The sequence below is a fragment of the Pantoea sp. App145 genome, assembly GCF_047947045.1.
Lineage (GTDB): Bacteria > Pseudomonadota > Gammaproteobacteria > Enterobacterales > Enterobacteriaceae > Pantoea.
Map to the genome: position 1 here is coordinate 57,426 of NZ_CP133291.1, position 22,248 is coordinate 79,673.

Annotated in this window: 18 protein-coding genes; 12 read left to right on the plus strand and 6 right to left on the minus strand. The window is 52.2% G+C overall.

The genetic code is table 11. From position 1 onward, the window contains the following. Nucleotides 1-8 precede the first annotated feature (8 nt). The 3 genes from RCF31_RS20195 to RCF31_RS20205 are packed head-to-tail and all read right to left on the minus strand — an operon-like array spanning nt 9 to nt 4,556. Nucleotides 9-1,499, minus strand: coding sequence for an aldehyde dehydrogenase (locus RCF31_RS20195; protein ID WP_416413590.1), 1,491 nt, complete (start codon nt 1,497-1,499; stop codon nt 9-11). Beyond that, complete coding sequence (locus RCF31_RS20200) at nt 1,492-3,138, minus strand: GMC family oxidoreductase (RefSeq protein WP_416413591.1); 1,647 nt, start codon at nt 3,136-3,138, stop codon at nt 1,492-1,494. The genes RCF31_RS20195 and RCF31_RS20200 overlap by 8 nt, the downstream gene beginning before the upstream one ends. 14 nt (nt 3,139-3,152) lie before the next feature. After that, the gene (locus RCF31_RS20205) at nt 3,153-4,556 is read right to left on the minus strand and encodes a purine-cytosine permease family protein (protein ID WP_031285270.1); all 1,404 of its coding nucleotides are present in this window, start codon (nt 4,554-4,556) and stop codon (nt 3,153-3,155) included. Between the two features lie 608 nt (nt 4,557-5,164). On the opposite strand from RCF31_RS20205, the gene RCF31_RS20210 reads away from it, so the two are divergent. The 5 genes from RCF31_RS20210 to RCF31_RS20230 all read left to right on the plus strand — a co-directional run bounded on the left by RCF31_RS20210 (nt 5,165) and on the right by RCF31_RS20230 (nt 9,652). Next, the gene (locus tag RCF31_RS20210) at nt 5,165-6,433 is read left to right on the plus strand and encodes a flavin-containing monooxygenase (protein ID WP_416413593.1); all 1,269 of its coding nucleotides are present in this window, start codon (nt 5,165-5,167) and stop codon (nt 6,431-6,433) included. A gap of 9 nt (nt 6,434-6,442) precedes the next feature. Next, on the plus strand, nt 6,443-6,868 hold the full coding sequence (locus tag RCF31_RS20215) for a RidA family protein (protein WP_416413594.1): 426 nt from the start codon (nt 6,443-6,445) through the stop codon (nt 6,866-6,868). Beyond that, nucleotides 6,865-7,539 carry a DUF1028 domain-containing protein gene (locus RCF31_RS20220; protein WP_416413595.1) on the plus strand — a complete coding sequence of 225 codons (675 nt, stop codon included), beginning with the start codon at nt 6,865-6,867 and terminating at the stop codon, nt 7,537-7,539. The genes RCF31_RS20215 and RCF31_RS20220 overlap by 4 nt, the downstream gene beginning before the upstream one ends. Next, a complete protein-coding gene (gene argE, locus RCF31_RS20225; protein ID WP_416413782.1) occupies nt 7,532-8,686 on the plus strand; it encodes an acetylornithine deacetylase in 1,155 nt (384 codons plus the stop codon). Before RCF31_RS20220 ends, argE begins: the two co-directional genes overlap by 8 nt. Nucleotides 8,687-8,860: 174 nt before the next feature. After that, nucleotides 8,861-9,652 carry an AraC family transcriptional regulator gene (locus tag RCF31_RS20230; protein WP_416413596.1) on the plus strand — a complete coding sequence of 264 codons (792 nt, stop codon included), beginning with the start codon at nt 8,861-8,863 and terminating at the stop codon, nt 9,650-9,652. Here the strand turns inward: RCF31_RS20230 and RCF31_RS20235 are convergent. Both RCF31_RS20235 and RCF31_RS20240 read right to left on the minus strand, forming a co-directional pair. After that, on the minus strand, nt 9,628-10,266 hold the full coding sequence (locus tag RCF31_RS20235) for a LysE family translocator (protein WP_299450754.1): 639 nt from the start codon (nt 10,264-10,266) through the stop codon (nt 9,628-9,630). The two genes, RCF31_RS20230 and RCF31_RS20235, sit on opposite strands and share 25 nt — an antisense overlap. An 81-nt stretch (nt 10,267-10,347) precedes the next feature. Continuing rightward, a complete protein-coding gene (locus tag RCF31_RS20240; RefSeq protein ID WP_416413598.1) occupies nt 10,348-11,907 on the minus strand; it encodes a hypothetical protein in 1,560 nt (519 codons plus the stop codon). A gap of 245 nt (nt 11,908-12,152) precedes the next feature. Here RCF31_RS20240 and RCF31_RS20245 point away from each other — a divergent pair, with 245 nt between their 5' ends. The 7 genes from RCF31_RS20245 (at nt 12,153) to RCF31_RS20275 (ending at nt 21,206) form a co-directional block, all read left to right on the plus strand. Continuing rightward, complete coding sequence (locus RCF31_RS20245) at nt 12,153-15,641, plus strand: hypothetical protein (protein WP_416413599.1); 3,489 nt, start codon at nt 12,153-12,155, stop codon at nt 15,639-15,641. A gap of 328 nt (nt 15,642-15,969) precedes the next feature. Further along, a complete protein-coding gene (locus RCF31_RS20250; protein WP_416413600.1) occupies nt 15,970-17,211 on the plus strand; it encodes an ABC transporter substrate-binding protein in 1,242 nt (413 codons plus the stop codon). 11 nt (nt 17,212-17,222) lie between these two features. Beyond that, a complete protein-coding gene (locus tag RCF31_RS20255; protein WP_416413601.1) occupies nt 17,223-18,092 on the plus strand; it encodes a branched-chain amino acid ABC transporter permease in 870 nt (289 codons plus the stop codon). Then, nucleotides 18,092-19,123 carry a branched-chain amino acid ABC transporter permease gene (locus RCF31_RS20260; protein WP_416413603.1) on the plus strand — a complete coding sequence of 344 codons (1,032 nt, stop codon included), beginning with the start codon at nt 18,092-18,094 and terminating at the stop codon, nt 19,121-19,123. The genes RCF31_RS20255 and RCF31_RS20260 overlap by 1 nt, the downstream gene beginning before the upstream one ends. Continuing rightward, complete coding sequence (locus RCF31_RS20265; protein WP_313687692.1) at nt 19,120-19,851, plus strand: ATP-binding cassette domain-containing protein; 732 nt, start codon at nt 19,120-19,122, stop codon at nt 19,849-19,851. The genes RCF31_RS20260 and RCF31_RS20265 overlap by 4 nt, the downstream gene beginning before the upstream one ends. Continuing rightward, nucleotides 19,844-20,548, plus strand: a complete 705-nt coding sequence (locus tag RCF31_RS20270) for an ABC transporter ATP-binding protein (RefSeq protein WP_416413604.1) — start codon at nt 19,844-19,846, stop codon at nt 20,546-20,548. Before RCF31_RS20265 ends, RCF31_RS20270 begins: the two co-directional genes overlap by 8 nt. A gap of 106 nt (nt 20,549-20,654) precedes the next feature. Beyond that, a complete protein-coding gene (locus RCF31_RS20275; protein ID WP_416413605.1) occupies nt 20,655-21,206 on the plus strand; it encodes an ANTAR domain-containing response regulator in 552 nt (183 codons plus the stop codon). Here the strand turns inward: RCF31_RS20275 and RCF31_RS20280 are convergent, their stop codons facing one another. Beyond that, nucleotides 21,207-22,142 (minus strand): helix-turn-helix domain-containing protein, encoded by a 936-nt coding sequence (locus RCF31_RS20280; protein ID WP_084880733.1) that lies wholly within the window; start codon nt 22,140-22,142, stop codon nt 21,207-21,209. Nucleotides 22,143-22,248 lie beyond the last annotated feature (106 nt).

Consider the following 22,248-nt stretch of genomic DNA (forward strand, 5'->3'; position numbering starts at 1 on the left):
AGTGGTACTTAACGTAATTCAATCCAGGTGGTTTTTAATTTGGTGAACTTATCAAAGGCATGTAAAGACAGGTCGCGGCCAAAACCCGATTGCTGATTGCCACCAAAAGGGACGGTCACATCCAGCGCATCAACGGTGTTGACCGACACCGTCCCGGCGTTCAGTTTGCGCGCCACACGATGCGCCTGATTCAGGTCGTCCGACCATACTGACGCGGCAAGGGCGTAAATATGATTATTCGCCAGTTCGATGGCTTCCGACTCATCATCAAAGACTTTTACCGCGAGCACCGGACCGAACACTTCATCACGCCATAAGTTAACGTTTTCACTTTCAATCTCAATCACCGTCGGCAGGATGTAGTTAGCGACTGTCTCGATTTCGCGTTGTTCGCCACCAGCGCGCACAATACCGCCCTGAGTCACTGCGGTCTGAATAAAATCCATCACCTTATCTTTATGCGCAGTCGAAACCATCGCGCCCATCCTTGCATTTGGGTTAAGCGGATGGTCAGGTTGCCAGCCGTGCAACTTCGTGATCAACTTCGCCATAAAGTCGGGATAGATCTGACGTTCAACTAATAATCTGGAGTTGGCTGAACAAACTTCACCCTGATTGAAACAGATACCGAAGGCGGCTTTTTCGGCGGCTAAATCGAGATCCTGGCAATTGGCAAAAATAATGTTGGCGCTTTTGCCACCACATTCCAGCCACACCTGCTTCAAATTGGATTGGCCGGAATAGGCCATAAAGGCTTTGCCCACTGCGGTTGAACCGGTAAAGGTAAGCACATCAATATCGTTATGCAGGCCCAGCGCGGCACCGGCTTCGATCCCCAGCCCGGTAACAACGTTTAACACCCCGGCGGGCAATCCGGCTTCCAGCGCCAGTTCTGCCAGTTTCAGTGCGGTGAAAGGCGAATTCTCCGAGGGTTTCAGGATTACACTGTTTCCGGCGGCCAGGGCCGGTCCGATTTTCCAGGCAGCAATATCGAGGGGGAAATTCCACGGTACAATGGCGGCCACAACGCCGACAGGCTCACGAGTGATGGTTGCCAGCGTTCCTGGACGGGTCGGGGCGACTTCGTCATAAATCTTATCGATACTTTCTGCGTACCAGGCAATCACATGGGCAGCCCCCGGCACATCAACGTTATAGGCATCGAGCACCGGTTTCCCCATGCTGACGCTTTCCAGAAGTGCCAGTTCTTCCCGGTGCTCCAGCATCAGCTCCGCCAGCCTGCGCAGCACCGCTTTGCGTTGCGCTAACGGGCACCCGGACCAGATGCCAGAGGTAAACGCCTGGCGGGCGGAATCCACCGCTGCGTCAATATCCTCAGCCTGGCAAGCGGTGACTTCCGCTAACACCGCATTGGTGGCGGGATTCACTACCGCCCAGGTTTTCTCCGCTTTGGCGACGTAAGGTTTACCCCCGATAAGGGCATGGGTGCTAAAGCGCTGTTTATTCAGCAGACCTTGCCAGTAATCACGATTATGCATACGCGTTCTCCTTATTCGCCTCGGTGTCAGCTACCGGCGTTCCTTGCAGGATCATGCTTGCCGCACGTTCGCCAATCATAATTGAAGGGGCATTGGTGTTGCCGCTGATAAGCGATGGCATGATTGATGCGTCAGCCACGCGCAAATTTTCCACGCCATACACCTTGAGGGTATCCGGTGCGACAACGCTCATTTCATCCCGGCCCATCTTGCAGGTGCCCACCGGATGGAAAACGGTGGCGCAATATTCTTTGACGTATTGATGCAGCTGTTCGTCAGTCTGAATATGCTTGCCCGGCAGCATCTCTTCACCCCGCAATGCGGCGAATTCCGGCTGAGCAAGAATGTTTCTTGCCACTTTTATCCCCTCAACCAGCACGCTGGCGTCATCAGGGTCGGCGAGGAAATTAAAATCAATGGCGATTTGCCCATCGCGCGTTAACTGCAACGCGCCGATCGATTTCGGGCGTAACACGCAGGTGTGAATCGCGTAGCCGTGGCCCCATTCAAATAAGCGCCCCCGGTGGCTGCGATAACCCGGCACAAAATGGAACTGAATATCGGGTTCATCGCTACTGAGTTTTGTCGCGGCAAAGCCACCCGCTTCTACATAATTGGTGGTTAACCAACCTTTGCGGCGAAACAGATAGTTGAAGGGAGAGGTCAGGATCGGTTTCCAGGCGGCGAGGGAAAAACCCAGCGTTAGCGGGTTACCGGACCGCACGGTGACCAGACCATCCAGATGATCCTGAAGATTTTTACCCACGCCGGGAAGAGGGTGCACCAGCGGAATACCTGCGGCTTCAAGTTCGGCGGCAGGCCCGATGCCTGACTTCAACAGAATATGCGGTGAACCAATGGAGCCTGCTGACAGGATGACTTCCTGGCGGCACAAAATTGACGTGGGGTGATCGCGGCCATGCTCAGTAATACGCACGCCTTTGACCACTTTGTCTTCAATGATCAACGTTTGCACGGTGCAGTCGGTCATGACCGTCAAATTGCTTTGACCAATATGGGGATGCAAAAATGCGCGATAGCTCGATAATCGTTTGCCATCTTTTTGCGTAACGTTATAAATCCCGACACCTGCCAGCGATTTACCGTTAAAGTCGGTGTTCTCCGCTAATCCGACTCGCTTGCCCGCCGCGACAAACAGCGCTGATACCGGATTGGGATCGCGCGGTTTATCGACCAGTAATTCGCCGCTAAAACCATGATATGCCGGATCCTGAGACAACAGATTCTTTTCCGAACGTTTGAACCAGGGCAGGACATTATTCCAGCCCCAGCCCTCACAACCTTGCTGTTCCCAGCGGTCATAATCAGAAGGTAATCCGCGAATATAAATCATGCTGTTCATGGATGAGGACCCCCCCAGCGCCTTGCCGCGCGGGACGTGGAGTTGTCGCCCCCCTAAGCTTTTTTGTGGCGTTGAATAAAAGTTCCAGCTGAACTTTTTGCTTTTATACAGGGTAATGGTTCCCGCAGGCGTCTGGATGCGTGGGGTCTCATCGCGACTTCCAGCCTCAATCAGGCAGATCTTCAGGTCTGCCTGCTCAGCCAGTCGGGCGGCCAGCACGGAACCTGCGGAACCCCCACCAATAATGATGTAGTCGTAGGTATTACTATTGTTCATAGTCATTCCGGTAATTATTTAGCAACAGAGGTTTGCGCTACTGCCTGAGTACGGCAGAGGAAATAATAAACAGGCGAGACGATGGCTAAACCAATAATCCAGGAGATATCGGCACCACCTAACATATTCGCTGCCGGACCGGTGTAAATGGCGGTGGACATAAAAGGAATCTCGACCACGATACCCAGCAGATAACAGAAAATGGCTTTTGAATTGAAGTAACCATATATTCCACCGTCACGACGGAAGAATGAAGCGACATCATAATTACCGTGGGCCACCAGATAGTAATCAACCAGGTTAATTGCCGTCCACGGCACCAGCACATACAGCAGCATCAGAATAAAGTTGGTGTAATTCACCAGGAAGTTTTCCTGACCATAAATCGCAATCAAGACTTCGATAAGAATGGTGACAATAGAAACAACAATACGGGCGCCAGAAAGCGGCGACCACTTAGGCAGGAATGTCTGGCCGAGGGTCAGGGTACAGAGCACACCGCAATAGAGGTTCATTGCATTGGTCGCGGCAATGCCCAGAGCAAAAACAATAATCACGGTGGAGGACAACCCACCGGTCATATTAACAATGCCGGTAATCAGATCACCATCCACGATGCAAATAGAAACCAGAATGCCAAGAATCATCGGGAACAATGAACCCAGTACGCACCCCAGATAACTACACCAGAAGACGCTTTTTTCGCTGATATCTTTTGGCATGTAGCGGGAATAATCGGATACATAAGGCGCGTAGGCCAGCTGCCATAACGCGGCGATGGAAATGGCACCGAGGAATCCGCTGAGATTAAAACCATTACGCGCAAGAAAATCAGTCGGCAGACCATGCACGAAAACAATCCACGCAAAGGCTGCGAGCAAAATAATACCGGATACCCACGACATCACCTTGGTGTAGGCATGAATCAGGTTATAGCCGAAGGCACAGGCCACCAGACTGAGAACCGCAGAAACCAGGATGCCGGTATCCGTAGAAACCGGAGCGTAGATGGCGTGCAGTGACTGACCGCCCAGCACCAGGTTCGATGCCAGAAAGCCGATATACATGATGACGACTAACGCCACCACCAGCACGGAACCATAAGAACCAAACTGGCCGCGGGTTTGAACCATCTGCGGCACACCTAATTGTGGTCCCTGCGCGGAATGCAATGCCATAAACAGCCCACCAGCAAGGTTACCAATCAATACGGCGATGGTGGCCCACATAAAAGATAAGTGGAAAATACTCACCGCCAGCGCGCCGGTAATCACGGTAAGCAACATGATGTTTGAACCAAACCAGATGGTAAAAAGATCCCGTGGCTTGCCATGACGTTCATGCGCGGGAATAGGCTGGATGGTGCTCAACTCTATTGTGGTTGCAACAGCATTATCTTTTGGGTTGTTTGTCATCATAGTTATCTCAACAAAGTCATTTGCAGGCTTGCCGCATGGCTGCGGTTATAACCACCCAAAAAATTGGGAGGGGTGAAAATAACGTTGATGGGATGTTGCAACAGTTGGCTATAGAGAGAAATGAAGAAAAATATAGCCAACTAATATAAAAAAAAGATGCAATCTCGCTTATGGATTGGCTGCCCCAAATTGAGACGTTAAAGGATGACAGGTTAGACCTTTTTGAATCTAATTAACCTTATGATTATTAACATCTAAAGTAACAACCCCTGTCTGAATGCCTTATTTTGGTGCGCGCCTGCACGTCACTGAAGCATCATTGGCAATATAAAATATCGTCAATTTTGCAAAATTAATAAGTAAAAATGTTGCCTATGAATCGCGTGGATTTGATTTATCTCAGCACCTTTTTATCTTGCCTGTGCAGTGCGGATGCGGCTTTAACAGGGCTTTGTATTTTATTTCGGCGATGAAGGTTGCCAGCAGGTTAAATATTTTCTATCCAGACGCTCACTTTATAATATTTTACCGTCTGCATGCGCTCCAATAGTCTTGGGTCCTTCTTAAGTGGTTAATCCCCTGCGTGATGCGGGATGAAGGACGTTGAAATGACATCATTAAAAACTGAAACAGATACGCTGATTATTGGCGCGGGTCAGGCGGGGGTTGCCATGAGCGAACACCTGATGCGTCTGGGTATTCCGCATCTGGTAGTAGAGAAAAACCGTATTGCCGAATCCTGGCGTAGTCGTCGCTGGGATTCGCTGGTTGCCAATGGCCCGGCCTGGCATGACCGCTTTCCGGGCATGGAATTTCCTGGCTGCTCACCAGATAGCTTTGTGGCAAAAGAACAGGTTGCCGATTATTTTGTCAGTTACGCCGCCATGAACCAGTCACCGATTCATACCGGCGTCGAAGTGTTAAGCGCCGAGCGCAATCAGGGACGCAGTGGTTTTACTGTCACCACCTCCGCAGGCGTAATCAATGTGCAGCGTATCGTGGCCGCCACGGGTCCCTTCCAGCGCCCGGTTATCCCGGCGATTGCCCCTCAACATGGCCAGATACAACAGCTGCACTCGGCTGACTATAAAAATCCGCAGCAGCTGCCACAGGGTGGCGTACTGGTGGTTGGTGCTGGTTCTTCCGGTGTGCAGATTGCTGATGAGCTGCAACGTGCCGGTAAGCCTGTGTGGTTGTCGGTGGGACCGCACGATCGCCCGCCGCGTTCTTACCGTGGCCGGGACTTCTGCTGGTGGCTTGGCGTGCTTGGTCTGTGGGACGCCGCAGCCAGTCAGCCGGGCAAAGAACATGTCACCATCGCCGTGAGCGGTGCACGCGGTGGTCATACTGTTGATTTCCGTCGTCTGGCGGCGCAGGGCGTAAACCTCGTTGGCCTGACGGAAAGTTTCACCGAGAACACCGTTCGTTTTCAGGATGATCTGGCGGAGAATATTGCGCGTGGCGATGCTAATTACCTCGCGTTACTGGATGCCGCTGATGCGTATATCGATCGTAACGGCCTTGATTTACCGCCGGAGCCACAGGCACGTGAATTCCTGCCAGACCCCGCTTGTGTCACCCATCCGCAGCTTTCATTGAATCTGGCAGAGGCCGGGATCACCAGCATTATCTGGGCGACAGGTTACGTGGCCGATTACAGCTGGTTAAAGGTCAATGCCTTCAATGAACAGGGCAGACCGCAGCATCATCGTGGCGTGTCCAGCGAGCCGGGCGTTTATTTCCTCGGCTTACCCTGGCTGTCACGTCGTGGTTCCACCTTTATCTGGGGCGTCTGGCATGATGCCAAATTCATTGCTGACCAGATCGCTATCCAGCGCCAGTACCAGCAGTATCGCGCTCCCTCTGACTCGCTTTAAGGAACTGTTATGCCTACTCATCAACGTATTCGTATGTTCAACACCAAAGAAACCTATCCGAATCAGACACTGGACAACGATCTCTGCCAGGCAGTGCGCGCCGGTAATACCGTCTACGTACGTGGTCAGGTCGGTACTGATTTTGAAGGTAATCTAGTGGGACTGGGCGATCCACGCGCCCAAACCGAACAGGCAATGAAAAACCTCAAACAACTGTTGGAAGAAGCCGGTAGCGATCTGAGCCATGTTGTTAAAACCACCACCTATATCATCGATCCGCGTTATCGCGAGCCGGTTTACCAGGAGGTGGGGAAATGGCTGAAAGGGGTGTTTCCGATTTCAACGGGCCTGGTGGTTTCGGCACTGGCGCAGCCGCAGTGGCTGATGGAAATTGATGTGATTGCGGTGATCCCGGATGACTGGGAGGCGAAATGACGCTTTCGATTGCGGCGCGCTGTGTGGAGTCCGGCCAGCTTGGTATCGCCATTAGTTCGTCGAGCATTGCCGTAGGGGCGCGTTGCCCGTGGCTGGTGGCCGGGGTGGGTGCGGTATCCAGCCAGAACATCACATTACCAGCGCTGGGGCAGCAGATTCTGGCGCGTCTGGAAGAGGGCTTAACGCCGGAACAGGCGCTAAAAAGCGCACTGGCAGAAGATCGCTTTAGCGAATATCGCCAGGTGACGGTAATTGACGCCAGCGGTCGCAGCGCCGCCTTTAGCGGTGACAAGACGCTGGGTATTTATCATGTGGTGCAGGGCAAAGAGTGCGTGGCCGCAGGTAATATGCTGGCGGAACAAGCGGTGATCGCCAAAATGGTGGCGGCTTTTGAAGCTGCCACCGGTGAGCTTACTGGTCGCCTGCTCACGGCGTTGCAGGCAGGGATCGACGCCGGTGGTGAGGCGGGGCCGGTGCATTCTGCTGCTGTGAAGGTGGTGGATGATTACACCTGGCCGCTGGTGGATCTGCGCGTTGACTGGGCAGAAGAAAACCCAGTGGCCGAGCTGCATAAGTTGTGGCTGGCGTATGAACCGCAGATGCAGGCTTACGTCACCCGGGCACTGGATCCACGCGATGCCCCGAGCTATGGCGTCCCCGGCGATGAGTAGCGCGGTGCGCGATATTCTTGCGGCGCTGCTGGCGTTTGATACCACCAGCCGCGAATCCAATCTGGCCTTGATTACCTGGATTGAGGATTTTCTGGTGCAGCGCGGTATCGCATCGCAGCGCATCATGGATGCCAGCGGGCGCAAAGCCAATCTGTATGCCCGGCTGGGACCGCGCGGTGACGGTGGAGTGATGTTATCCGGCCATACCGATGTGGTCCCGGTTGATGGTCAGCAATGGACGCTGCCGCCGTTTGCCCTGTCACAACAGGAAGGGCGCTACTATGGTCGTGGCAGTGCTGACATGAAAGGTTTCCTCGCCTGCGTGCTGGCATCGCTGGATAACTTTCTGGCCCAGCCGTTGCGCCTGCCGTTGCATCTGGCTTTTTCCTATGATGAGGAAGTGGGCTGCCTCGGGGTGCGGAGCATGGTGGAGTATTTGCGCGCTTCAGCGGAAAAACCCGCCATGTGTATCATCGGCGAACCGACAGAAATGCGTCCGGTTTATGGGCACAAGGGTAAAGTGGCGATACGTTGTCAGGTGCATGGCCGTGCCTGCCATTCGGCCTATGCGCCATCTGGCGTCAATGCTATCGAATATGCAGCAAAGCTTATCAACCATCTCGGCGAAGCGGCGCAGCAACTGAAACTGGTCGAGGATACGCGTTTTGAACCACCGTACAGCACGCTCCAGACGGGTGTGATTCAGGGCGGCAGTGCGCTAAATATCGTGCCGCAGGATTGCCAGTTTGATTTCGAAATCCGCTATCTGCCGGAGGTGCATGTCCAGGGGGTAATTACCCAGGTTGAGCAGTTTGCCCGGCAGCAGCTATTGCCACAGATGCAGGCGGTAGCGGGCGAAAGCGCGATCCATTTTCAGCCGCTGAGCCATTACCCTGGCCTGCTCACCAATCCCCAGTCGCAATTTGCACAATGGCTGGTGCAGTGGAGCGGTAGCGATGATTTTTCAACGGTGGCGTTTGGCACCGAAGGGGGATTATTTGATGAAGCGGGGATTGCTACCCTGATCTGCGGGCCGGGCAGCATGGAGCAGGGGCATAAACCGGATGAGTTTATCGCCATAGAGCAAGTCGAACGTTGTATGGCGATGCTTGATAATCTGTGCCAGTGGATGCGCAGTCTCTCTTAAAAACCACGCGATAAATCGTACCTGTTCTGGCGGCGCGATTTATCGCGCTAGCCAGTCACCATCTTCAATTGATCCTGATGATGTTATGACTTTCCTCGTCACAGGGATGCAACATTGCATTCCCGTTGTGACGATGCTGTTATAAAGCTCTTTTCGCGCAATGGGTCCGGATTTGTGTCGCTGAATGCATCTGAATGGGTAAACCGTAATGGTATTGAATGTTCCCGCGTCACCGCCAGTGACAGTGGTTTTCCACGACATTTACATGACGAATATGTGATTTGTGCCAACCTGAGTGGCCGGGAAGCCATCTGGCTGGATGGTAAAGAACATGAAGCGGTAGCCGGGCAGGTGACGGTTTACAATCCGGCGTCGATTCAGGCGTCAGCGTTCAGTCTGGAACCGGTAAGTTTTATTAGCGTGCATTTACCGCAGTCGGTGCTGCGCGAAGTGGTGGCGCAGCATGGCCTGCATAGCACCAGTCAGGCACCGGTGCTGCGGGAAGGGGCGTACTACGATGCGCGGGTGTTTGCCGCGATTTGTCGCTTTGCGGATGTGGCGCAGCAGGATGATGAACAGCTGCTGATGTGGTTATGCGGCGAGCTGCTGGATGATCAGGCCAGCTGCCAGCAGGGCGATGAACAGCTTATCGCCCAGGTGAAAAATTTGCTGCGCGCCGATCTGAGTGTAAAACCGCAACTGGATACGCTGGCGCAACAGGTGGGTTTCAGCAAATACCATCTGGTGAGGCGTTTCACCCAGCTTACCGGTATGCCACCGCTGCAATACCATATGCAACTGCGTTTACATCATGCACGTGATTTGTTGCGGCGTGGCGTGCATCCCCAGGAGGCGGCGCTGCAACTCGGTTTTTATGACCAGAGCCATTTTATCAATGCGTTCCGCAAGGTGATGGGCACCACGCCGCACCATTATGCCCATCAGCTGAGGATAAATTCCCGATAGCCGGAGCTGATCACATAGACAGCGAAGTAACAGAAAATCAGCGCTGAAGCGAGGTAGGAATATTTCAGCAGACGCTGCCCCAGCAGTTTTCCTCCCATGCTGCCCACCAGGCACAATACGCAGGTCCAGAATACCCCGGCGATAAAGAAGCCGCTGAGAAACCATGAGGTAGCACCCGTATTACCATGCCCCATGCGTGAAATTAGTGCGCCCCCGACGCTGGCAAACCACAGAATGGCGGTGGGGGACGATAGCGCCAGCATCACGCCACGGCTGAATTCACGCATCAATGAACGTTTTGGCTGTTGTTCAGACATATTGATCGCCGTGACCGAACGGTATGCCGCCAGCAGCATTTTGATCGCAAACCAGACTAACAACAGCCCGCCACCAACCCACAGCACCCAGCGTACCGCCGCAAACTGCAACACCACCGCCATGCCCGCCAGCGCCAGCAGCGCATAAATTAAATCGCCAATGCAGGTACCAATCCCCAGCCAGAAACCGTGGAAATAACCGCGCTGCATCGCCAGAGTGATCATGGCGATATTCGCCAGACCGATATCGAGGCACAACGACAAACTCAACAGAAAACCATTGGAAAACTGCAACATAATTAAATACGCATCCCGCGCTGGTAAAAGTGGAGGTATTTAACCATGTTGTCGTATAGGTATATTGGAAAGAATTGCGCATTACAGCAGCGGATAATTCTGCTGAATCAGCATCACAACTCGCCATCCTTCCAGCCCAGGTGGATGATAGGCCGCCATACGGGAGGCGAGCAGAGCGAGGCGGTTTGCGGGGATGTCCTGCTGTGATGAAAGCAACTCCTTCCAATTGTTGCGGTTTTTTGGGGCAATATCCGGCCACAAGACAATAGCATCGTCAATCAGCCCGATACCGGTATCGCGCAGTGGATAGGGGCTTTGTTCTTCATTGCCGCACTCTGCTGCGGATGATAGCTGGATCATTATTCTTGCCAGAATCACGGCGGCGATGGCTTTTTCCTGTTGCGCGGAAAGTCCGGTTCGAGTCAATCCCAGCTTTTCACGCGTGAGGTTGATCAGTGCCTCACGTTTTTCTTCTGCTCCTGTGCCCGCATTGAACGGTGAGAGCATTTTTCCTGACGTATTTAAATCATCAAACGACGTCAGATCTTTTCTCTCACGGGTTTGCCGGGTAAGCCGTGCAATAATATGGTTTTCAATCTCCGTTGCCCGCTTTTGCTCGACGGTATTAAGATCTTCACGGTGGGAAAATAACGTGGTGATCACCCCTGATAAATTTCTGCCACTGGTGGACCAGAGTGAATGCAGGGCGGGGAAAGTGCGCAGCAAATTAATAAGATTGTCAGCAGTGCCAGGTACGGGCCTCAGGATGTATTTTTCCGGGTCATACTCTAACAGTTGAAAATTTGGCGGGATTTCCTGTGCGGTAATCAGGCGGTTAAATTCATCATTTGGTATTGCTAACACTTTCCTGGAATCAGGACAATAAAACAGCGCATTGTGTGACCCCAGCCCCAGGGTTTCATCGAAGATATGGATTAATAAATCCATGGGGGGTTGTCGATACAGCGCCTCCGCCAATTCCGGATATTCCTCCTTCAACTGATTAATCAGGAATTGATAAGCGGGTAATGTTTTCTCGTCCGCATTTCTGAGCAGCTGTGCCACCCCGGCACGCTCGCTATCCAGTAGCAGTGCATCTTTGCAGAGTGGTAACAATACATATTGCAAAAAATTTTTTATTAATGTCGAACTTTCAGTATTTTTTCCGAGCAAATTACGCAGCATCGATTGCTGAAGGGTAGGCGATTGAGTCAGCACCCTAAGGGCCGGGCTACGTGGGGCGAATTTTCTAATACATTGTTCAACCAGGTCCTGCTGTGCGACGTCATTATTTATCGTTGCAACATTTTTAAAAAAAGTCGCACCGTATTCAGGATGGACAATTTCATCCAGATTAAGGTGGATTTTTTCATCGGATGCGAACATATCACCACTTAGTCTGAAATCGCCACGTTGGTAATTTATCAGTTTTTCGCCAGCTAAGGGACTAAACGCGATAAAATTCTGCGGGTGAACTTCAATATATCCTTTGTTGCTATTGCTTTGATGAGAACGTGTATTTGATGTGACAGTCTCGCTGCTGTTTCTCACGTTAATAGGTTGCTGTTGGACACGTGATTCACCTCCCTGAGGGTTAATGGGGGTGGCTGGACTCACTGAACTAATAGGAAGGTCTGACATATTATTTCTCCTTAAATAATGATGAGGTTTTTCTGATGCTGACGGTTTTTTTAATTTCGGCAATCATCAGGAAAAGGAGATTACAAACATACGGAAAAATAAAACATAGCGATTTTATGAGCAAGATATGAAATCAGAAATTGCAAAGGGATTATTCTGCTTTCGCCGCACGTCTTTGAAATAGCATATTCATTCAATCCTTCAACACCCGACTTTATCCAAATATATTTCAAGAGATCCATGATATGCGCGTGACTTCGTCTGTACCGCAGGCTGCTGATGACACAACAATAACTCCTAATCAGGTGACACCGATTGCCAGGATAGATCATATCGGTAATGTGGCCAACATCCCACAATCAACTTCCCATGCCACAGCCTCTGTTGCTGTCTCCACCTCCTCTCAGACTGCTATCAGCTGGCAGCGGCAAGCCGCTTTCGCCTGTTTGCTTGGGCAGCAGACGGGCTATTATCTGGACGCTAATGATCTACAGGTGGAGGAAAACCTGGCCCGTAGCGCGAGTATTGGGCACGGAAAGTTGCAATGTTATGACGTAAAAATTATGGCTACCGGGCAAAAGTTTGAAGTTTCTACCTATCCAGCCAGCGCCATTATCGCCAGTGGACATGAAGATCGATTCCCTGCCATTGCGAACTGTGTTAATAGCGAGCGTTCCAGGATTGGCATGGTGACGTTGCCCAGTGATAGCGGCCAGGGCGAAGAAAACTTTATCACCGTTTCGTTTAACCGGCAGGGGCTAATTTCGTGTGCCGAATGGCTGGAGCGACTTAATCATCAACGAGATAATTGTTGTTCGATTGAGGATATTGTCAGTGACTATATGACGCGATTACAAGGTGCGCGTGCGATGCTGGAAGGGTGTGGTGATTTCCATAAAAAGATCGCGGCCTTTGGCCATTCTGTGGGGATTAAAGCGCATGCCTATCTCAATCCGACAGTTATTTTCTTGTCCGAAAAACCGGAAGCTGTCGATGGTAGCCTCGAAGTGGAGTTTGAACCCTCGGCGTTTTTCTACCGTTTTCTGCAACAGGCCAGGATTAAATCCATGACAAAATCGAGTGGCATAAATTTTGCCTGTTACTTATCACCGGAGGTCAAGAATAGCAGAACCTATGATAGCAAGGCCGATAGCTATAATCTCGGCGTCATTCTTCAGGAATTATTCCACATCAATATTAATAACCAACAACATGAGAGGACAGCTTTTCACTCTCTAATTGCTGAACTGTTAGAGGCTCAAGCAAAAAATCGTCCCGATGCTGAACAGACTCGTAATCACCTGCAACCTCGTTACACATTAACCAGCCTGATTGACGAATTTCTCAACACCGCACCCACTAATAAGCGTGATGAAATAATTCCCCCGGGAAAATTAACGCTAATGATTCAAAAACAAGTCAATTACATTTCTGCGCTTTATTATCATCTTGCCGCCAGCGGAGATGAAGCGAGCCAGTTCCTGATCGATGCACTGATTGACTTTATAGTCACCACAGATACGTCACTGGTGGGTATGCAGCGTTATTTTACCTTTTCGCAAGAGATTTCAGGTATCCGGAGTCCTGAGGGAGAATTAACGCTACAGCAGCGTGTACAGGAGATGTTGCAGGCAAAGTCGTTTGACTCGTGTGCGCTGCTATTTTTGCTGTCCGATGCGAATACTACCCATCTGGAAAATTGCAGCTTCACTGACTGTTATCTTGATAATGTCATTGGTAACAAAAAACCCATATCTATGCTAAAGGGGAGTCAAATAAAACAAACCCCGGAGTCGCTGCATAAAAAACCGGCCAGTGTCTGGCTTAAAGATTTTAATATGGAACGACTGGTCCTAATCGGCACGGACACCGCCCCGATTCGTTGGTTAGTGCAGTCTCTGGGACACACGATCGTCATCGGTAATAAATGGGAAAATGTTCATATTTATTTAAATCAATGTAACAAAGAAGACAACACCGAAATTAACTTCAATCAATCACAGCTGAAAAATGTGGTGATGTCATCGCTTCCTGTTAACATCCATCACCAGCAACATCATTATTATCCGTGCTGCGAGATTCTCCAGAGCAATTTTTCAAATGTGGAGGCGGAAAATTTGACGTGGACCGGACTGGCGTTTCGCCGGGGATGTAATTTCTCCGGGTTAAGAGTCAAAAACTTAATCGTTAAAAATACCAGGTTTAATGACACCTTGTTTGGCAATTATGACCAACGGCAGATCACACTGGCAGCAGAGATGTTTAATCATCATCAAATACGTTCTCAACTGGAACCCGGTACAGGTGAAGGAGGAAAACCTGATTTTCTGCTATTTCTCGAAAGCATTGCCGACCAGCGGGTTAAACAGGATCTTGCGGAACAGATGGCTAGCCATATTATCGCTGGCGGGGGAGAACGCCTCAGTCACCCGGCTCTTTATGCTTTGCTAAATCATTTCTCGCAACAAGGCTATGCGTCTTCCATCAATATCCAGCACTGTTGTGAATGGGCAATGGATAAACTTTATAGTGCCTTGGGCACTCAGCTACTCGATCAGCGTATCAGTATTGAGGAACAGCATCATATTCTTACCCGTTACTTACCCGTCCTGGGAAATAATGCTTTATTGAAATATCAGCTTTGGATCCACCAAAGGTACCATCAATTGCCACCCGCTGTTAAAACTGCTTTTCTGACCATCCCGGAAATCGCTGCCGTACAACGTGAGTTGATCAAACTCATGGTTGTTGACGGCGATGACGGCCAGCAGCTGCCAATTTATGTCTTACCTGATAAGACAAAAGGCTTCTATCTCACCAATGAGCATCAGGATGCGGTGCTGGAAAAGCGAACCGATATCGTAATCAATCCTGAACCATTCGATATTGAACAACAGGATAAGACAATATCAGTGAGTTTTATTGGGAAAAATGCAGCGCGGATTAATGAAATCTTTTCCCTGCACCCCTGGCTGTTTATTCAACAACAACCAGCCCTCCGGCCTGTTTTTGATCCGTTTCAATTCACTGCGCCTGTCTTCGGGCGTGAAGCTGCACGGCTTGAACTCATCAGCAGAAATTTCCAGCGTTGTGTGGCTAAAAACGGTGCCTGGCAAATCGATCTGACCAGCATGGATGATCATCTGCTGTTGACGAAAGTACTGGCTCCTTATTTTTCTGAGGGGAGTTCGCCCAATCAACAACGTCAGAATTTATCAGATGAACTGCTGACTCTTCTGCGTTCACGCATGATGGATCTCAATGGATGGGGGAGCCAGGAAGAAGCTAAGCGGGCATACGGTCAATTTTTACTATTAAGTCCTAATCAGCAGCGTGCGGTGGCGGCTCTGAGCCTGGCAGAACTCTTTGCACGGTTATCCTCGTCAGAATTTAGTGGGACGCATGACAACTCCCCGCCAGCGTGGCGTAAATTAGCCTGGCATTTTCTGACAGATGTTGAACGCTTCTGGCTGGAGCTGGCTGATTCTTTTGGCAAGTCTTACCATCAATACAGCAAAGCCCACTATGACGAACAACAAAAGAAAATTGTCTATGAAAATACCGTGCAGGAAATCGACACGCTAAAACACTGGCAGGATACATTATGTCCGCAAGTGGGGATACTTACCGGTTATGCGGATTGCACAGCATTATTAAGTTCAGAGATGCGAGTCACCATGAATAAGCCGGGTTATATCGATAATAAAATCTGGGAAATGATGAAATTGTTTTGACCTGCACATTTGTAGCGGCGCGAATTATCGCACCGCTCTAAACTAATCCCTCTGCACCGCCGTGGTGCCAGGCGCTGCGAAAGAGTGCAATAGCACCTGAATGTTCATTCAGACTGGCCGCATAACCCGCGAATATTCTGAGCGGGCATCAGGGCATTAAGGCTGGCCCGGTTATTGCTTTCTGAAAATATTGCCCCAGCGTTGTGGCAATCACATCTTTTTTCATGCAGACAGCGTTGTCTGCCAGCTGCTGGTTTCACCCTGTCCGGTTCTCCCGGAAACCCATTTTATTGTTCTTACTGACTCATCACTTCATTCAGAGGGTGCTATGGCTATTAGTCGTCGTTCTTTTCTTCAGGGATCTGCATTATCGGCATTAGGTATGGCTGCGGGTGTTGCACCGAAAATCAGTTTTGCGGCGGATAATAAAGACGCCATCAAAGTGGCGACCATTCTTGATCTTTCTGGTGGTCTGGATATCTACGGTAAACCAATGTCCAACGCCATCAATCTGGCGGCCGATGAAATCAACGCGGCCGGGGGCTTGCTGGGGCGCCCGTTGCAGATGATTAATTATGATGCCCAATCCAATATGCAGCTGTATGCACAATACGCGCAGCAGGCGGCGTTAAAAGATAAGGTCTCCGTGGTACACGGCGGAATTACCTCGGCCTCGCGCGAAGTTATTCGTCCGGTACTGGACCGCTTCCGTACGCTCTACGTCTATCCGACGCAATATGAAGGCGGCGTGTGTGACCGCAACTATTTCTCAACGGGTTCTACCCCGGCGCAAACTGTGGAAAAACTGGTGCCCTACGCGATGAAAAAATGGGGCAAAAAAGTCTATGTGCTGGCGGCTGATTATAACTATGGCCAGATCGTCTCCGCATGGGTGAAAAAGTCGGTGCACGATAACGGCGGCGAAGTGATGACGGTGGAATTCTTCCCGCTCGATGTCACCGACTTCGGTGCCGCCATCTCAAAAATCCAGAGTGCGAAACCGGATATGGTGTGGTCGGCATTGGTGGGCGGCGCGCATATCTCTTTCTATCGCCAATGGCATGCGGCGGGTATGAGCGGCAAGATCCCGATTGCATCGACGGTGTTTGGTGGCGGCAATGAACACATCATCCTGTCACCGGAAGAGAGCAACGGCATCCTGGTGGCGGCCAACTATATGCAGGAAATCGCCACCCCGGAAAACCAGGCCTTTGTGCAAAAATTCCATGCCAAATACGGTGCCAGCACGCCAAATATCAGCGATCTGGCGATGGGGGCTTATCAGGGCATGTTGATTTGGGCGGAAGGGGTGCGCAAAGCGGGTGATGTTGACCGGATGAAGGTGATTGAAGCGCTGGAGTCTGGCATTAGCGTGACCTCGCCAAGCGGCAAAGTCACGGTCGATCCGGCCACGCATCACTGTTCGCTGGATGTGCACATTGCTGAGGTCGAGAACCATCAGATGAAAATCCTCGAAACCTTCACCGATCAGCCTCCGAGCGATACCGCAATGGTGTGCGATTTGAAGAAAAACCCGCGCGATACCAAACAGTATCAAATCGAGCTGTAACAGGAGCCACTATGGATCTGTTAATTATCTACGGCATTGAGGTGCTCAATGCTATCGCGGTGCTGATTATCATGAGCCTCGGTCTGGCGGTGGTGTTTGGCATGATGAAAATCGTCAATATGGCGCATGGCGAATTTATGATGCTCGGTGGCTATAGTGCGATTCTCGCCACCAACCGCCTCGGCCTGCCCATCTGGGTAGCCATGCTGGTGGTTGCCCCGCTGGTGGTGGGGCTGTTTGGCATCGTGATTGAGCGGGTGATTATCCGTCACCTTTATGGCCGGATGATTGACACCATGCTGGCAACCTGGGGATTGAGTCTGGCACTGATCGGTGCCGCGACCATGGTATTTGGTAATACCACGCTGGGTATCAGTTCGCCGCTACCCAGCGTCAGCGTGGGCAGCTACAGCACCAGTGGCTATTCGCTGTTTACCATCGTGTTTGCCTTGTGTCTGGTCGGTGGGTTGTGGCTGTTGCTGCGCTTTACCACCCTCGGCCTCTGCGCGCGCGCCACCATGCAGAACGCACGCATGGCGGCGGCGCTGGGTACCAATCCCGGCAAAATCTACAGCCTGACCTTCGGCCTCGGCGCGGCGCTCTCCGGGCTGGGCGGTGCGCTGCTGGCGCCGATCACCGGCGTGATTCCCACCATCGGCATCAGTTTTATCGCGAAGGCGTTTATCACGGTGATTGGCGGCGGCAGCGCCATTATTGCCGGGACGCTCTCCTCATCCATCCTGTTTGGCACCATCTCCCAGCTGGCAACCTACGCCTGGACGCCGGTATTTGGCGCAGTGGCGTTGTTGCTTAGCGCGATTGTGCTGCTGCGTCTACTGCCGCAGGGCATCACCGGACGCTTCTTCAGGAGGTCGCTGTAATGAAACTGATTGCTGAACGGGTGCAGATTATCGTGGTCGCGCTGGTGGTGATGCTGGCGGCGTTCTGGCTGTCCGGCGCATTGGAGCTGTATACGCTGCTGTCGGTGACAGTATTTCTGGTGATGGGGCTGCTGGCGCTCAGCCTGGCGTTTATCTGGGGTTATGGCGGCATTCTGTGTTTTGGTCAGGCGGCGTTTTTCGGTCTTGGTGCTTATACCTACGCGATATGCGCCATCAACTGGGGCGACTCCACCTGGGCGGTGGTGATGGCGGTGCTGCTGCCGACGCTGTTTTCGCTGCTGCTCGGGTATGTGATTTTTTATGGCGGTGTGAGCGATGTGTATCTTGGCGCGATCACCCTGGCTGTCAGCCTGGTGTTGTTTAACTGGGTAAACTCCACGGCGGGCAGTGAATACCATATTGGTCAGGCGCTGCTTGGCGGCTTCAATGGTATCCCGTCGGTGCCCACCCTTAACCTGCCATTCCAGCCTGATGCGATTTTGTCACCGGAAGCGATCTTTATGGTGACGGCGGGCTGCCTGGCGCTGTGCTATGTGCTGCTGAAATTCATCCTGCTGAGTCGCTTTGGCAAAACGGTGGTGGCGATCCGGGAGAACGAACAGCGTGCCGGTCTGCTCGGATATAACGTGCCGGCCCACAAGCTGGCGACCTTTGCCATCGGTGCTGCCATCGCCGGGCTGGCGGGCTGTCTGTACGTTAACTGGGGCGCATTTGTCAGCCCTGGCGTGTTCAGTATCAGCCAGTCAGCGCAGATCATCATTTGGGTGATTGTCGGCGGACGCGGCACGCTGATCGGTCCGGTGATCAGCTGCATTCTGTTGCAGTGGATGGTCACGCGGCTGGGTGCGCAGCAGACGGTAGACGTCAATCTGGTGCTGGGGGTGATTCTGGCGGTATTTGTGCTGCTGATCCCCGGAGGCATGTTGCCAACGATACAACGGCTGGGGCGGCGTAAGCGACAAGCCGCAGAGCAGGCAAACTCACCGCAGGTCAGCGAGGTGAAACAATGAACGCGCCGGTATTGTTACAAACCCGCAAGATGGGCGTCAGTTTTGGCGGGGTCCACGCGGTGAAAGAAGTGGATTTCACCCTGCACGAGGGCGAATTACGTTGCCTGATTGGGCCGAATGGTGCAGGTAAAAGCACCTTCTTCAAGATGCTGAGCGGGCAGGTGACGCCGAGCCGGGGGGAATGCCGCTATCGCGACCAGGTGATCTCCGGTCTGCGCCCGTGGGCCATCGCGCGTCTGGGTATTGGCATCAAGACCCAGGTCCCCAGCGTGTTTGAAGGGTTGAGCGTGCGCGAAAATCTGTGGCAGGCGGCGGCCAATAAAATGGTTAAAGCGGAGGTGCCTGCCGCCATTGATCGTGTGTTGCAGGATATCGGACTGGCGCATCTGGCAGACGTCACCTTAGCGGAGCTGGCGCACGGTCAGCGGCAATGGGTCGAACTGGGGATGATCCTGATCTCCCGCCCGCAGCTGGTGCTGCTGGATGAGCCAGCCGCCGGGATGACGCACCACGAGGTGCGTAAAACTGCTGAACTGATTAAAGCCATCAATCAACAAAGTACCGTGGTAGTGGTGGAACACGATATGGAGTTTATCAGCATGATCGCGCAGAAAGTGACGGTGTTTAATCAGGGGGCGGTGCTGGCGGAAGGGAGTTTCCGCGAGGTAACCAGTAACCCACTGGTCAAAGAGGCGTATCTCGGCAACGTGGAGATTAAACATGCTTGAAATTAAAGAGATGGTCTCGGGTTATAACAAGATTCCGGTGCTGCATTTGGCTGATCTGTTTGTTGGTGCCAAATCCTTTACTGGCGTGCTGGGGCGCAACGGCATGGGTAAAACCACGCTACTGCGCGCCATTATGGGGGAGCTGCCTGCGTGGCAGGGGCGTATTGCGTTGAATGGTATCGATATCACCGCTTATCAGGCGCATCAGCGGGCGGCGGCCGGGATTGGGTTTGTGCCGCAGGGGCGACAAATCTTTCCCTTGCTAACGGTGGAAGAAAACCTGCGCATGGGTTGCGTGAAGCACTTCTCGCGCGCCGGACAAATTATCGAGCAGATGCTGGAGATTTTTCCGCGCCTCAAACGGCTGCTGGCCCAGCCGGGAGGCGCTTTATCTGGCGGTGAACAGCAATTGCTGGCGCTGGCGCGTTGTTTGTGTGGGCAACCACAGCTGGTATTGCTGGATGAGCCAACCGAGGGGATCCAGCCGAATATCTGCGAGGAGATTATTGAGACGCTGCAACGACTGCGGCATGAGATGGATATTTCGATCATCCTGGTGGAACAGGATATTGAGTTTCTTTATGCGTTGTCGGATCAGATCCATGTGATTGAGAAGGGTGAGATTATTCACCACATCGATCCGCAAACCACCTCAAGCGCCAGTATTGCGGAGCAGTATTTAGGGTTTCATGCCTGATGGGCGAACCGGGCTGTCCCATCTGACACAATCTCCGACCGCCACAACAAAGCAGTTACCGTTCGGGTTGCTTACTGTAATGCTTTCCACTCCATGAGGGTGAAGCATGACTGAGCAATCTTTAATGGCGACGCTTGCGGGCGTGCGGCTGCATCTTTTCCATCCTGATGCCCAGAGCGTCCGTGCATTCTGTGCTTCGCTGACGCAACTGGGTTGTCAGGCGCAGCACAGCTGGCCGCTGCCGACTCTCGCACCGGATGATGTGCACCTGGTGATTGTTGCAGTGGAGCCGCATTTTCAGCAGTCGATCCTGCCGCTGATGCGTGCCTGGCGGCAGGCAAATATCCCGGTGATCGCCCTTGCTGATTGCCATAATGCCCGGTTATTTCCCTTGTTAATCGAGCTGCAACCCAGTGCTATCGCCGAACGTACCCTCAATCCGTTTGCGTTAATTGTGCAGATGATCGGCACGCTACAGGCCGTCAGACGGCAGGTAAAAGGGAAAAGTGAACGTCTGACCCAGGCGAAAGGCATTCTGATGCGCGAATACGGGCTGGATGAATCGGGTGCCTACCGTTTTATGCGCAGCGAAGCGATGAACACCCGCAGCAGCATGGAATATACCGCCGAGCGGGTGATCAACAGCCTGCAAAAGTAGTCAGCTCTGTGGCTGACGGATCAAACTGCTGGGGGTGTAACCAAAGGCTTTACGAAACGCCAGGCTGAAGTGCGACATATCGCTAAAGCCGTGATCCATCGCCACCTGGGTGATATTGCGTGCTTTGCCTTCGGCCAGCGCTTTGTGGCTGGCCTGCAAGCGCTCCTGCCAGACAAAATTCATCGGCGTGGTGCCATGGGCAGCAAATACCCGGCTGACGGTGCGTGGCGAAACATGATGTGCATTGGCGATTTGCGCTACGGACAAATCATGTTCGTGCAGATTCAGCCGCAAAAAGCTCACCATGCGCGAGAAAAGATCGGGTCTCAGCGCATCATCGCTTTTCTGCAAATTGAGGCTGACGGAAATCATATTCAGCAACGTGTTGGCGAATTGTTCCGTGAGAAAGGCATTCTCACGCTCGGCGTTAAAGGAGAAGGTTTCGGTAAGCATTTGCCTGAGCGACAGCATGCCCGGACGGGTGAGATCCAGCGCTTTTCCTGCCAGTCGGGCAATCGCCGGGGCCTCTTTTTCAATCATCGGACGTGGCAAATGGACGATATTGATCGCGACATTGTCCATCGCGAAATCAAACGGCGTGGCAGCATCATAAATCACCACATCACCGGCACTGACGTGTGAATGATTGTCGTTCTGACTGAGCGTGCCGGAACCGCTGCAGATATAGCCAAGATAGAAATCGTGATTAGGATGGCGGCGAATGCATTCACGGGTGCGTTGCCACACCAGCGCGGTACGGGAAATATGGTTGGCGATATCCACATGTCCCAGCATCGAATAGCCAAAACTCCCGGAAAATTCCCCGCTATGGGTTTGTCTGGCCTCGGCTTTGATCAGTCGTGAGCATACTGCATCACGCCAGGCATCGAAGCGATGACGGTTTTCCAGGTTATCGGTGGTGAAATTTTCTTTCATGACAACGTCCCCTAAACATGGCGAAAAGGGCGGCAGTGGGAGAAATAAAGCAATTTTTGGGCCATGAAAGCGACAAAAAAAGCCGCCGCGTCGGGGAGCGCGGCGG